Source organism: Hydrogenophaga crassostreae (assembly GCF_001761385.1).
GTDB classification, from domain to species: Bacteria; Pseudomonadota; Gammaproteobacteria; order Burkholderiales; family Burkholderiaceae_C; genus Hydrogenophaga; species Hydrogenophaga crassostreae.
This window is the reverse complement of sequence record NZ_CP017476.1, coordinates 3,076,984-3,089,890: the sequence shown is the minus strand read 5'-3', so window position 1 is coordinate 3,089,890 and position 12,907 is coordinate 3,076,984. Positions and strand designations below refer to the sequence as shown.

Annotated in this window: 9 protein-coding genes and 1 pseudogene; 9 read left to right on the top strand and 1 reads right to left on the bottom strand. The window is 62.2% G+C overall.

Annotated features, from left to right (window positions below):
* The first annotated feature begins 110 nt into the window (after positions 1-110).
* The 6 genes and pseudogenes from LPB072_RS14190 to mnhG all read left to right on the top strand — a co-directional run.
* Positions 111-2,945 (top strand): monovalent cation/H+ antiporter subunit A, encoded by a 2,835-nt coding sequence (locus LPB072_RS14190; protein WP_066084592.1) that lies wholly within the window; start codon positions 111-113, stop codon positions 2,943-2,945.
* A 70-nt stretch (positions 2,946-3,015) separates the two neighbouring features.
* Complete coding sequence (locus LPB072_RS14185; RefSeq protein ID WP_197509005.1) at positions 3,016-3,396, top strand: Na+/H+ antiporter subunit C; 381 nt, start codon at positions 3,016-3,018, stop codon at positions 3,394-3,396.
* Positions 3,396-5,063, top strand: coding sequence for a monovalent cation/H+ antiporter subunit D (locus LPB072_RS14180; RefSeq protein ID WP_066084597.1), 1,668 nt, complete (start codon positions 3,396-3,398; stop codon positions 5,061-5,063). Before LPB072_RS14185 ends, LPB072_RS14180 begins: the two co-directional genes overlap by 1 nt.
* Entirely contained in the window at positions 5,060-5,605 is a 546-nt protein-coding gene (locus LPB072_RS14175; RefSeq protein WP_066084601.1) for a Na+/H+ antiporter subunit E, read from the top strand. Before LPB072_RS14180 ends, LPB072_RS14175 begins: the two co-directional genes overlap by 4 nt.
* Positions 5,602-5,880 carry a K+/H+ antiporter subunit F gene (locus tag LPB072_RS14170; protein ID WP_066084603.1) on the top strand — a complete coding sequence of 93 codons (279 nt, stop codon included), beginning with the start codon at positions 5,602-5,604 and terminating at the stop codon, positions 5,878-5,880. The genes LPB072_RS14175 and LPB072_RS14170 overlap by 4 nt, the downstream gene beginning before the upstream one ends.
* Before the next feature lie 16 nt (positions 5,881-5,896).
* Positions 5,897-6,136: pseudogene (mnhG, locus tag LPB072_RS23920) on the top strand (monovalent cation/H(+) antiporter subunit G); the annotation flags it as partial.
* On the opposite strand, the gene LPB072_RS14165 reads toward mnhG, so the two are convergent.
* A complete protein-coding gene (locus LPB072_RS14165; RefSeq protein ID WP_066084607.1) occupies positions 6,111-6,866 on the bottom strand; it encodes a TetR family transcriptional regulator in 756 nt (251 codons plus the stop codon). The pseudogene mnhG and the gene LPB072_RS14165 overlap by 26 nt on opposite strands.
* Positions 6,867-7,030: 164 nt before the next feature.
* Between LPB072_RS14165 and LPB072_RS14160 the strand changes: the two genes are divergently transcribed.
* From LPB072_RS14160 to LPB072_RS14150, 3 genes are read left to right on the top strand one after another with little or no spacing between them, the layout of a single operon-like run.
* Positions 7,031-8,287: an efflux RND transporter periplasmic adaptor subunit gene (locus LPB072_RS14160; RefSeq protein WP_066084999.1), complete on the top strand. Its 1,257-nt coding sequence runs from the start codon at positions 7,031-7,033 to the stop codon at positions 8,285-8,287.
* A 12-nt stretch (positions 8,288-8,299) separates the two neighbouring features.
* A complete protein-coding gene (locus LPB072_RS14155; RefSeq protein WP_066084610.1) occupies positions 8,300-11,455 on the top strand; it encodes an efflux RND transporter permease subunit in 3,156 nt (1,051 codons plus the stop codon).
* Positions 11,448-12,857 (top strand): efflux transporter outer membrane subunit, encoded by a 1,410-nt coding sequence (locus LPB072_RS14150; RefSeq protein ID WP_066084614.1) that lies wholly within the window; start codon positions 11,448-11,450, stop codon positions 12,855-12,857. The genes LPB072_RS14155 and LPB072_RS14150 overlap by 8 nt, the downstream gene beginning before the upstream one ends.
* Positions 12,858-12,907: the final 50 nt, after the last annotated feature.

The window sequence follows — 12,907 nt, the reverse complement described above, 5'->3', positions numbered from 1 at the left end:
TCTGCGAGAGGCAAGTAACATGGGCGCGAAGCCCAAAGGGCGTTGCGGGCCTCGTCAGTTGGACGAGAGGGCGCGCCTTTAGAATCGCCAGCCAACCTGAAAGAGAAGCCGTGCTGTTCATCATCGTCTTGCTACCGCTTTTGCTGGGTACCGCCGCCACCGGGTGGCTGGGGACCCGAGCCCGTGGCCTCACCGCATTGGTGGCCGGGGGCGTCACCGCCGCCAGCCTGGGGCTGTTGTTGCAGCAAGCCCCTGCTGTTTTTGCCGGCAAGGAGGTGCACAACCGCTGGGACTGGGTTCCCGAGGTCGGGCTGAACCTGTCGTTCCGGCTTGATGGCCTGTCGCTCATGTTCGCCGGGTTGATTCTGTTCATCGGGCTGATGATCGTGATCTACGCGCATTTCTATTTGAGCGCAAAAGACTCGGTGGCCAAGTTTTACAGTGAGATGATGCTGTTCATGGCAGCCATGCTGGGCGTGGTGCTGTCAGACAATTTGCTGCTTCTGGTGGTCTTCTGGGAACTGACCAGTCTGTCGTCTTTCTTGTTGGTGGGCTATTGGAGCCATCGGGCCGATGCCCGTGCCGGCGCGCGCCAGGCCTTGGCTGTGACCGGCGGTGGCGGCTTGGTGATGCTGGGGGGATTTGTGCTGCTGGGCCAGATCGCTGGCACGTTTGAATTGAGCGAAATGCTGGGGCATGTTGCGCAGATTCAAGCTGATCCGATGTTTGTGCCAGCGCTGTTGCTGATTCTGGTGGGCGCTTTCACCAAGAGCGCTCAATTCCCGTTCCATTTCTGGCTGCCCGACGCCATGGCCGCGCCCACGCCCGTGTCGGCCTACCTGCACTCGGCCACCATGGTGAAGGCTGGCGTGTTTCTGATGATGCGCATGTACCCGGTGTTGGCTGGCACAGGGGTGTTCGAGGCGGTGGTCACAACGGTGGGTTTGATCACGGTGCTGTTTGCGGCCTTCATTGCCCTCTTTAAGCACGATCTCAAAGGTTTGCTGGCCTACTCCACGGTCAGCCACCTGGGTCTGATCACCTTTCTGGTGGGGCTGGGTTCGCCGCTGGCGGCGGTGGGCGCGGTGTTTCACGTGCTGAACCACGCCACCTTCAAAGCCTCGCTGTTCATGATCGCCGGCATTGTTGACCACGAAACCCATTCACGCGATATGCGCCAACTCGGCGGGCTCTACAAACTCATGCCGTGGACGGCCACGCTGTCGATGGTGGCGGCCGCCTCCATGGCTGGCGTGCCGTTGACCAACGGGTTCCTGTCCAAAGAAATGTTCTTCACCGAAGCGGTGGAGGGCACGGCTGGCATGGCCGGCGTGTGGCCCTGGGCGGTTCCTATACTGGTGACGCTGGCGGGTATTTTCAGCGTGGCCTATTCGCTGCGGTTCGTGCATGACACCTATTTCAATGGTCCGATCGGGGATGTGCCCAACCCGCATCCCCACGAGCCCCCGTTGGGCATGAAGCTGCCTGCGATGATTCTGGTCACCATGTGCATTGTGGTGGGCTTGCTGCCCGCGATGACCTTTGGACCGTTGGTGCGTGTGGCGGCAACAGCGCTGGTCGGCGGTGAGTTGCCCGAATACCACCTGGCCATCTGGCACGGGTTCAACCTGCCCTTGTTCATGAGTGCCGTTGCGGTCGCAGCAGGTGCAGGCATTTACCTGTGGCTGGCCAAGGGCCGGCGTCTGCATGCAATGAGCTCCGAGGCCTGGTTCGGTCCGTTGACTGGCCGCCAGGTTTTTGAAGGTGTCATTGATGGTTTGTTCCGTTGGGCCGGCCGCATTTCGATTCGCCTCGAGACCGGCTCATTGCAGCGCTACCTGGGCTGCCTGATGGGAGCCGCCGTGGTGGTTGCGGCCATACAGTTTGTGGGCAGCGGAATCGGCGCCGGAGACCGTACCTTGTTGCCGGCATCTCCACTGGCCATGGCCGTGTGGGCTTTATTGCTGGCTACTTGCCTGACCATTGCCATGACGCACCATCAGCGTTTTCAGGCGGTGATTCTCGTGGGCGTTGTTGGCCTGGTGACTTCGCTGGTTTTTGTGAGCCTCTCTGCGCCCGATCTGGCCCTGACCCAACTGTCGGTTGAGGTGGTGTCGACGGTCTTGATGCTGATGGGCCTGGCCTTGTTGCCGCAACACACGCCTGGCGAATCGACCTCTGCGCGGCGTGTGCGCGATGGTGCGCTGGCTCTGGTGGGCGGTGCTGGCATGGCCTGGGTGGCATGGGTGCTGCTGACCCGCAACCACGACTCCATTTCCTGGTTCTTCCTGGAAAAATCGCTGCCAATAGGTGGTGGCACCAACGTGGTCAACGTGATTCTGGTGGACTTCCGGGGCTACGACACGTTTGGGGAGATCACGGTGCTTGGCATTGCCGCCATAGGTGTTTTGGCGCTGATGGAAGGCATGCGCACCAAGCGTCCACTGACCGACTCCGAAGGCCTGGCCTGGACATTTGCGTCTCAGCCGCTGCTGTTGCGCGTGGCCGCATCGGTGGTGTTGCCGGTGGCGCTGGTGTTCACAATCTACATCTTCATGCGCGGCCACAACATGCCCGGCGGCGGTTTCATCGCAGGGCTGATCACGGCGGTGGCGCTGGTGCTGCAATACATGTCACTGGGGCAAGCCAAGGCGGAGTCCTTGATGCGGGCGCAGTCTGGTCGCCGTTTTGTGCGCTGGATTGGCTCTGGCCTCTCGATTGCCGGTCTTACCGGGGTTGGGTCATTTGTGTGGGGCCGGCCCTTCATGACCAGTGCCCATGGTCATCCGCATGTGCCGATTCTGGGCGACTTGCCGCTGGCTTCGGCTGCGCTGTTCGACCTGGGGGTTTACCTCACCGTGGTCGGCGCCACCTTGCTGACCATCTCGGTGCTGGGTTCGGTGAGCCGCGAAGGCGCCAGTGCCGGTTCGGGGAGCGTGGCATGAATCGCCTGAGTCCCCGATTACCTTTGATGCTTTGTGCGGCCGCGTGCGGCGAGGGAGGCTCAAGATGAGCATGGAATTTTTGCTGGCCACAGGCATCGGATGTGTCACCGCCTGTGGCATCTATTTGATGTTGCGGGGTCGTACCTTTCCCGTGGTGCTTGGCCTGTCGTTGTTTGGTTATGCGGTGAACGTGTTCATTTTTGTGATGGGCCGCTTGTGGTCCAACGCACAGCCCATTCTGGTGGGTGAGGGGCCGATTGCCGATCCCTTGCCTCAGGCGTTGGTGCTGACCGCCATCGTGATCGGATTCGCAACCACCGGTTTCGTGATCGAGCTGGCCTTGCGCAACCGACATGAAAGCGGGAGTGACCATGTGGATGGTCATGAGCCGGGGCATGCGCCCGGTTATGTGCCGTCCACTGCCAATACAGAACCTGAGGAGCGCATTTGATGATCGATGCGATCCTGAGTTTCTGGCTGCAACATGCACCGGTGCTGTCGGTTCTTCTGCCGTCATTCACTGGCATGGGCATGTTGCTGCTGGGCGATTTCGGCGGCATGTCGGGGGTGGGCGGTGGTCACAACCGGGCACGGGTTGTCTGGCGCCGGCGGCTGAGTCTGGCTTCGGTGATGCTGGGTCTGGTGATGGCCGCTGGCCTGGTGTGGCGGGCCGGCTCTGGCGAGTTGATGGTGTACCGCATGGGCGAATGGGAAGCGCCATTTGGCATTGTCCTGGTGCTCGATCGCCTGAGTGCGCTGATGGTCTGCCTTACCTACCTGGTGGCGGCGCCTGCACTTTGGTACGCGACCGGCGGCTGGGACAATCGGGGCCGCCATTTCCACGCCATTTTCCATTTCCAGTTGATGGGTCTGAGTGGCGCGTTTCTCACCGGCGACCTGTTCAACCTGTTTGTGTTCTTTGAGGTCTTGCTGATTTCTTCCTATGTGCTGCTGCTGCACGGCCTGGGCCGCGAGCGGTTGCGCATGGGGTTCCACTACGTGGTGCTGAACCTTGCCGGCTCGGGGCTTTTCCTGATTGGCCTGGCGATGATCTACGCGGTGGCCGGCACTTTGAACATGGCCGATCTGGCTGTTCGCGTCGCGCAGTTGACCGGCGACTCGGCACTCGTGGCCCGTGCTGCCGCGTTGATCTTGCTGGTGGTATTTGGTTTGAAGGCGGCGATCGTCCCGATGTATTTCTGGCTGCCGGGCACCTATGCAAGTGCCAGTGCGCCGGTGGCCGCCTTGTTTGCGATCATGACCAAGGTGGGCGTGTACAGCATCATCCGGACCCATTGGGGCATCTTTGGGCTGGATGCGGGCGAAGCCACCCTGGCTGCGCAGTCCTGGTTGTTGCCCATGGCGCTGACCACCAGCGTGCTCGGCGCGCTCGGTGCACTCTCTTCGCACTCCATGGGTCGCTTGGTGGGGTACCTCACGGTCTCCTCGGTGGGAACGATTCTGGCCGCCGTGGGTCTGTTTACGCCGGAGACCTTGTCTGCGGCGCTCTATTACACGCTGCACAGCACCATCGTGATTGCTGGCCTCTTTTTGTTGGTGGAGCTGATGTCCGCGCAGCGTGGTCAGACCTTGGACAGACTGCGGCCCGCGCCAGCCGTGCGTGAGCCCGTGCTGCTGGGATTGATGATGATTTTCGGTGCAGCGTCGGCAGCCGGTTTGCCGCCTTTGCCTGGTTTTCTGGGCAAACTGATGATCTTGCAAAGCACCTCTGGCCTGTCGGCACAACCCTGGGTCTGGACCGTGGTGTTGAGCGTGGGCTTCTTGTCGCTGGTGGGATTGGCGCGCGCCGGCGTGATCGTGTTTTGGCATGTCGAGATTGATGACGACGCGGCGCGCTCGGCCTCTGGTTCGAGCTTGAAGCTGCTGTCATCTGCCTGGGCTTTTATGGCCCTTACCCTGCTCCTGGCGGTGATGGCTTCGCCGGTAAAGCGCTATACCGATGCCGCGGCTGCGCAATTGGCCGACAAGGCTGCGTATGCGCAGGCTGTGCTGGGAGCGCATGGGGGTGTCAACGCCCAAACCGCGAGGCCTTATGACGGCCGGCGGGGTTCCACGGCTGGCGAGCCTGCTGCCGCCCATACGGAGGAAATGAAATGAGCACCGATCGTTCGCAAAGCGTGACCGGGGCGCGGCGCCCTTCGGGGTGGTTCGGTCACCCCGTGTTGTCTGTGTTGCTGGGTGCGAGCTGGTTGGCGCTGTCGCACAGCCTGGAGCCCGTGCACCTGCTGTCGGCGCTGTTGATCGGATTGGTCGTCCCACGTTTGCTCAGGCCATTCCTGGCCGATGCGAGCGGGCTGTATTGGCCGGCTGTGCCGCGTTTGCTGGGCATTGTTGTGTGGGACATCATTGTCTCCAATGTGGTGGTGGCCAAGCTTGTCCTGGGCCCACTGAGCGACATGTCGCCTGGCTGGATTCCGGTGGCGCTGGAAAGTGATCACCACCGCGTGAATGCGTTGTTTGCCAGCATCATCACGACCACACCGGGCACGGTTTCGACGGTGATTGATGAAGAGCGGCGTGTGATCTGGGTGCATGCGCTCAATTGCGATGACGCTGGCGCCATGGCAGCCGACATGAAAAACCGGTACGAAGCGCCGCTTCTGACCATCTTCAAACAAAACACCGGGAGTGCCGCATGAGCCCCGCGCTGGATTGGGCCCTGAATCTGGGCATTGGTGCCATCACGATTGCCGTGGTGCTGTGTGCGGTCCGCTTGTTGCGAGGTCCGACCATGACCGACCGGGTCCTGGCACTCGATACGCTCTACATGAACGCCGTGGCGCTGATCGTGTTGCTTGGCATTCGGTGGAATACGGTGTTGCTGTTTGAAGGTGCGCTGCTGGTGGCAATGCTGGGCTTTGCCTCGACGGTGGCTTTGGCGCGCTACCTCAGCCGAGGCGACGTGGTCGAATGAAACGAGGAGAAATGCAATGAGTATCTGGATCGAATACCTTGCGGCTGCCGTGATTCTGGTGGCGTCGTTTTTCCTGTTGGTGGGCGCCATCGGTTTGGCTCGCCTGCCTGATTTCTACATGCGTTTGCATGCGCCTACCAAAGCTTCGACGCTGGGCGTGGGTGGCGTGTTGATCGCGTCGATGTTGATCGCCGCCGGTCAGGGGCGCCCGGGCATTGCCGAACTGCTGATCACCTTGTTCGTTTTCGTGACCGCGCCTGTGTCGGCGAACCTGATGGCGCAGGCGGCTTTGCATCTGCGGGTGCCGTCAAATGCGGTGCCGCCGGTGTCTGTGGTGCCGGAACGGCGTCTGAAGTGATTGCCGCGCCAAAGCCCAGCCCGCGCAGGTAGGTCTCGACCGTCTTTTCGCCGCAGGCTTCTAGGTCGAAGGCAGTGGGGTCGAGCATCCAGTTGTGGATCAGGCCGTCGACCATGACGTGCAAGCCGAGCGAGGCGGTCTCCAGCGCAATGGGCAGGGGAACGCCGCGCTTGGTGCTGGCGGCTTTCAGGGCCAGGGCGGTGCTGGAAATGCATTCGTTGCGAACCTGCAAATGGCGCTGGCGAACGGCATGCATTTCTTCGTTGTATTCCACCTGGAGGGTGGCCACCTCGAAGGCGCGGCGCACGCGCGGATCGGTGGCGGTTTTGTTGAGGGCCAATCGCATGGAGGATCGCAAGGCCTGCAGGGGGTCGCTGAGCTCGCTGGCGCGATCGCCCACGCTGGTCAGCGCTTGCTCAAGCGGCAGGACGGCGCGGTCCATCATGGCGTTGAAGAGATCGGCCTTGTCCTTGAAGTGCCAGTAGATCGCGCCCCGCGTGGTGCCCGCCGCGACGGCGATGTCGTTGAGGGATGTGCGCGACACACCGCGCGCCTGAAACAGCAACTCTGCGGCGTCCAGCAGGCTGTGGCGTGTGGCTTCGGCATCGGCTTTGGTACGGCGAACCATGGAATGGGCTTCTCGACAGTTTTGTGACAATGGGCTGATAAGCCTTTGGTCAAACAGGTAATAACCCTTAGACTATACATACATTTCTGTATGTATGTATAGTCTGCCTTTTTCACCACTCGGCCATTGCCGAGACTCCGTTTTTGCTGCCCCTAAGGATGCCCATGTCAGCCCCTCAACCTGAGAATGCTTCGCGTTCCGCTCCCGCCCGCCCATCTGCATTCGTTGACTTGCGGCCTTGGCATCTGGCCACCGCGTTGTCCTTGAGTCTGGCCCTGGCCGCTTGCGGCAATGCGGACGCACCAGCCGCTGGCGCGCCCGCCGGCGCTGGCGGCCCGCCGCCCGCCGAAGTTGGCGTGGTCACAGTGACGCCCGGCGATGTTGGGCTGATCACGGAGTTGCCTGGTCGGCTGGAGGCTTCGCGGGTCGCGCAGGTGCGTGCCCGGGCCGCCGGCATCTTGCAAGAGCGCTTGTTCAAGGAAGGCAGCAACGTCAAGGCGGGCCAGGCACTGTTCCGCATCGACGCGGCGCCTTACGAGGCCACCTTGCAAAGCGCCAAAGCCTCTTTGACGCGGGCGCAAGCCAACCTGTCCACCGCGACGGCTCTGGCCGATCGCTACAAACCGCTGATCGCTGAAAACGCCATCAGCCAGCAGGAATACGCCAATGCGGTTGCCGCCGAGAAGTCGGCGCAAGCCGATGTGGCGGTGGCCAACGCTGCGGTGCGCACCGCTGGCATCAATGTGAACTACGCGCGGGTGACCGCGCCGATCGCAGGCACCATCGGTCGCGCTTTGGTGACCGAGGGCGCCTTGGTGGGGCAGGGGGAAGCCACGCAATTGGCCGTGATCCAGCAGACCGACCCGATGTACGTGAACTTCACCCAGTCGGCCGCCGAAGCGATGAAGCTCAAGCGCGCCATGGCAGACGGCCAGCTCAAAAGCGCTGGCGCGGACGCTGCGAGCGTGCGCATCGTGCTGGAAGACGGCACCGAATACGCCCAGCCCGGCAAATTGTTGTTCTCGGACTTGACCGTCGATGCGACCACCGGTCAGGTCACGTTGCGCGCCGAAGTGCCCAACGCCTCTGGCGCTTTGCTGCCAGGCTTGTATGTGCGCGTGCGTCTGGAGCAGGCCACCGCAGCCGATGCCATTGCCTTGCCGCAACAGGCTGTGACCCGCTCGGGCCAGGGCGACTCGGTGATGGTGGTGGATGCCGAAGGCAAAGTGGCGCCGCGACCCATCAAAGTCGGTGGCCAGCAAAACGGTCAGTGGGTGGTGCTCGATGGTTTGAAGGCCGGTGAGCAAGTGATGGTGGACGGCTTTCAAAAGCTGCGTGGCGATGCGCCGGTCAAGGCCGTGCCATGGACCCCGCCAGGCGCTGCGCCTGCTGCTGCCGCGTCCGCCGCGCCAGCGAAATAAGGGACGCGACCAATGGCCAAATTTTTCATTGAGCGCCCCATCTTTGCGTGGGTGATTGCGCTGTTTGTCATGGTGCTGGGCGCGGTGTCCATCACCCAACTGCCGATTGCGCAGTATCCGCCGGTGGCGCCGCCATCGATTTCGATCAACGCCAGCTACCCAGGGGCTTCGGCCAAGACGCTGGAAGACAGCGTGTTGTCGGTGATCGAGCAAGAGATGAACGGTTCGCCCGGCCTCATCTACATGGAAGCTGTGGCCCAGGCCAACGGCACCGGCAGCATCACGCTGAGCTTTGAGCCCGGCACCAACGCCGATCTGGCCCAGGTGGATGTGCAAAACCGCCTGGCCCGTGCCACGCCGCGCCTGCCATCAGCGGTGACGCAGCAAGGCGTTCGCGTCGACAAGGCGCGCAGCAACTTCCTGATGTTTGCCATGATCTCGTCGACCGATCCCAAGTGGGATCCTGTGGCGCTGGGTGACTACGCTTCGCGCAGCATCCTGCCCGAGATTCAACGCCTTGACGGTGTTGGTCAGGCCCAGCTGTTCGGTACCGAGCGGGCGATGCGCGTGTGGATCGATCCGGGCAAGTTGCTCGGCTTCAACCTCAGTGCGGCCGATGTGATTGCCGCGATTCGGGCGCAAAACGCGCAGGTCTCGGCCGGTGAAATCGGCGCGCTGCCCAACGTGGCGGGCCAAGGCATCGCCGCGACCGTGGTGGTCAATGGCCAGCTCGGCACGGTGGAAGAGTTCAGCAATGTTGTGCTGCGCGCCAGCAACGACGGCGCCACGGTGCGCCTCAAAGACGTGGCCCGTATCGAGCTGGGTGCCCAAGCCTACGCCACGTCGGCACGCTTGAACGGCGTGCAGGCGGTGGGTATCGGTGTGCAGCAGTCGCCCAGCGGCAACGCTTTGGCCACAGCCGACGCAGTGCGCACCCGCATGGCCGAACTGGAAAAGTTTTTCCCCGACGGCATGAAGTGGGAGATCCCTTACGACAGCTCGCGCTTCGTGAAGATTTCCATTGAAGAAGTGGCCAAGACGCTGGCTGAAGCCGTGTTTCTGGTGTTCCTGGTGATGTTCCTGTTCCTGCAGAACTGGCGCTACACGGTGATCCCGACCATCGTGGTGCCGGTGGCCCTGCTGGGTACCTTTGGCGCTTTGCTGGCCATGGGTTTTTCGATCAACGTGTTGACCATGTTTGGCATGGTGCTGGTGATCGGTATCGTGGTGGACGATGCCATTGTGGTGGTTGAAAACGTCGAGCGCATCATGAGCGAAGAGGGCTTGCCACCGCTGGAGGCCACACGCAAGGCCATGGGCCAAATTTCGGGGGCCATCATCGGTGTGACCGTGGTGCTGATCGCTGTGTTCGTGCCGCTGGCATTTTTCAGCGGCTCGGTGGGCAACATTTACCGCCAGTTCGCGGCCGTGATGGCCACGTCGATTGCCTTTTCGGCCTTTATGGCGTTGTCCCTCACGCCGGCGCTGTGCGCCACGCTGCTGAAGCCCGTTGAAGCGGGGCACCACCATGAGAAGAAAGGCTTCTTCGGCTGGTTCAACCGTGGGTTCTCCCGCACCGCCAAGCGTTACGAAAGCGGTGTTGCCGCGCTGTTGCCCCGCGCTGGTCGCACGCTCATCATTTACGCGGCCATCGTGGCTGCCGCTGTGGTGATTTACCAGCGCCTGCCCACCTCTTTCCTGCCCAACGAAGACCAGGGCACGATGCTGGTGAACGTGCAGTTGCCGCCCGGTGCCACCCGCGAGCGCACGGAAGGCGTGATGAAGCAAGTCGAAGGCTTCATGCTCAAGCAGCCTGAAGTGCAGAGCATGGTCAGCGTGTTGGGCTTCAGCTTCTCGGGTCAGGGGCAGAACGCTGCGCTGGCCTTCGTGACACTCAAGGACTGGTCCGAGCGCACCGGCGAGGGCAGTTCCGCGCAAGGCCTCGCGGGTCGTGCGTTCGGCGCTTTGTCGGGCATCCGTGATGCGTTCATCTTTCCGCTGAGCCCGCCGCCCATCCCGGAACTCGGTTCGTCGTCGGGCTTCAGTTTCCGTCTGCAGGACCGCGCTGGTCTGGGCCGCGAAGCATTGCTCAATGCCCGCAACCAGATGATGGGACTGGCCTCGCAAAGCAAGATTCTGACGGGCGTTCGACCCGACGGTCTGGAAGACGCGCCACAGTTGCAACTCGATATCGACCGCGATAAGGCCAGCGCACAAGGCGTGAGTTACGACGCCATTTCCAGCGCCATCGGCACCTCTTTGGGCTCGAGCTATGTGAATGACTTCCCCAATGCCGGTCGCCTGCAGCGGGTGATGGTGCAGGCCGATGCGCCTGCGCGCATGCAGCCCGATGACTTGTTGCGCATCACGGTCAACAACAGCCAGGGCAAAGCCGTGCCGCTGTCGGCCTTTGCGACCACCAAGTGGATCACCGGACCGATGCAGACCGTGCGCTACAACGGCTATCCGGCCATGCGCATCAGCGGCAGCGCCGCACCCGGCCAAAGCACCGGAGCGGCGATGGCCGAGATGGAGCGGCTGGCCAGCCAGTTGCCACAAGGTTTCGGCTTTGAGTGGACTGGGCAGTCGCGAGAAGAGAAGCTCGCCGGGTCGCAAGCGATCATCTTGTACGCTTTTGCCATCCTCGCCGTGTTCCTGTGTCTCGCCGCTTTGTACGAGAGCTGGACCATTCCGCTGGCTGTGATTCTGGTGGTGCCGCTGGGCGTGCTGGGTGTGTTGCTGGCCACGCTGCTGCGCGACTATTCCAACGACGTGTATTTCCAGGTGGGGTTGATCACGATCATTGGCTTGTCTGCGAAGAATGCGATTCTGATCATTGAGTTCGCCAAGGATCTGCAAGCGCAGGGCAAGGGGGTGATTGAAGCAGCGTTGGCCGCCGCCCACCTGCGTTTCCGCCCGATCATCATGACTTCGATGGCGTTTACGCTGGGCGTGTTGCCTCTGGCCCTGGCCAGTGGTGCTGGCTCTGCCAGCCAGCGCGCCATTGGAACGGGCGTGATCGGTGGCATGTTGGTCGGTACGGTGCTTGCCGTGATCTTTGTTCCGATTTTCTTTGTGGTCGTGCGCACGCTTTTCAAAGGCAGCGAACGCCAACACCGTCTGGATGCCGCACAAGCGGCTCACCATGGAATGAACAACGATGCTTAAAAATTCTCTTTCCTCCAACGGCCGGTCTTTCGCCCTGGCCCCCATCGCCGCTGGGCTGGCGCTGGTGTTGTCGGGCTGCTCGTTTATTCCCACCTATGAACGGCCGGCGGCTCCTGTGCCTGCGGCGCTGGACACCGGTGGTGTGGCGGTTGACCCTGCGACGACTGCCACCGAGATTGGCTGGCGCGAATTTGTGCAGGATGCCCGTCTGCGGGAACTGATTGCCCTCGCTATCGAAAACAACCGCGATCTGCGCCTGGCCACGCTCAACATCGAGCAAGTGCGTGCGCAGTACCAGATTCAGCGTGCGGGCCTGTTTCCGGCCGTGAATGGCGCCGTCACCGGTAGCCGCCAGAGCTCGGGTGAGGACACCATCAGCAGTGCCTATTCGGCAGGTTTGGCCATGAGCGGCTGGGAGATCGATTTCTTCGGTCGGGTCGCCAGCCTGAAAGAGGCGGCATTGGCCCAGTACCTGGCCAGTGAAGAGGCTCGCAACTCGGCGCAGACCAGCCTGGTGGCGGCTGTGGCCAGCAGCTGGCTCAGTCTGCAAACCAGCGACGAGCTGCTGGCGTTGACAGAGCAAACGCTCAAGACCCGCCAGGACTCATTGCGCCTGACCAGGCTGCGTTTTGACAGTGGCGTTTCTTCTGCGCTGGACCTTCGCCAGGCCGAGTCGCTGCTGGCTTCGGCCCAAGGCACGCTGGCACAGCAACAGCGGCAACGCGCGCTGGACTTGAATGCGCTCACCTTGTTGGCCGGTCAACCTGTCCCGCCCTCGGTCCTGCCCGCGGCGACAGGCGCATCGCAGCAGTTCAGCGATGTGCCTGTGGGGCTGTCCTCCGAGGTGTTGATTCAACGGGCAGACATTCGGGCTGCCGAGCAGCAGTTGATCGCAGCCAACGCCAACATCGGCGCTGCGCGCGCCGCGTTCTTTCCGCGCATCTCGCTGACTGCCAGCTTCGGCACCGCGAGCGATGAGCTGTCAGGTTTGTTCAAGAGCGGTTCGTGGGGTTTTTCGCTGGCGCCGCAGGCGTTGTTGCCCATTTTTGATGCGGGTCGCAACCGCGCCGGCTTGCAGGTGGCGAATGCCCAACGCAGCATCGCGGTGGCCCAGTACGAAAAAGCGATTCAGACGGCATTCCGTGAGGTGTCTGATGCGTTGGCCGGGCGCGCGACCCTGGCCCGTCAGGCAGAGGCACAGCTTGCACAGGTCGAGGCAGAATCAGAGCGTTTTCGCCTGGCCGAGCTGCGCTACCGCAATGGCATCGCCAGCTTTCTGGATGTACTCGATGCGCAGCGATCGCAGTTCGGTGCTCAGCAGGCCTTGAGCCAGACCCGGCTGGTTCAGCGGCAGAACCAGGTGGCGCTGTACAAAGCACTGGGCGGCGGCTGGAAGCCTTGAGGCATCAGTGGTTTTCTGCCTGTAGAAACAGCCCCGCATTGGGGCTGGTT

Coding starts and splice junctions, on each gene's coding strand:
- LPB072_RS14155 (WP_066084610.1), top strand. CDS start 8,300: ATGGCCAAATTTTTCATTGAGCGCCCCATCTTTGCGTGGGTGATTGCG.
- LPB072_RS14150 (WP_066084614.1), top strand. CDS start 11,448: ATGCTTAAAAATTCTCTTTCCTCCAACGGCCGGTCTTTCGCCCTGGCC.
- LPB072_RS14180 (WP_066084597.1), top strand. CDS start 3,396: ATGATCGATGCGATCCTGAGTTTCTGGCTGCAACATGCACCGGTGCTG.
- LPB072_RS14175 (WP_066084601.1), top strand. CDS start 5,060: ATGAGCACCGATCGTTCGCAAAGCGTGACCGGGGCGCGGCGCCCTTCG.
- LPB072_RS14165 (WP_066084607.1), bottom strand. CDS start 6,866: ATGGTTCGCCGTACCAAAGCCGATGCCGAAGCCACACGCCACAGCCTG.
- LPB072_RS14170 (WP_066084603.1), top strand. CDS start 5,602: ATGAGCCCCGCGCTGGATTGGGCCCTGAATCTGGGCATTGGTGCCATC.
- LPB072_RS14160 (WP_066084999.1), top strand. CDS start 7,031: ATGTCAGCCCCTCAACCTGAGAATGCTTCGCGTTCCGCTCCCGCCCGC.
- LPB072_RS14185 (WP_197509005.1), top strand. CDS start 3,016: ATGGAATTTTTGCTGGCCACAGGCATCGGATGTGTCACCGCCTGTGGC.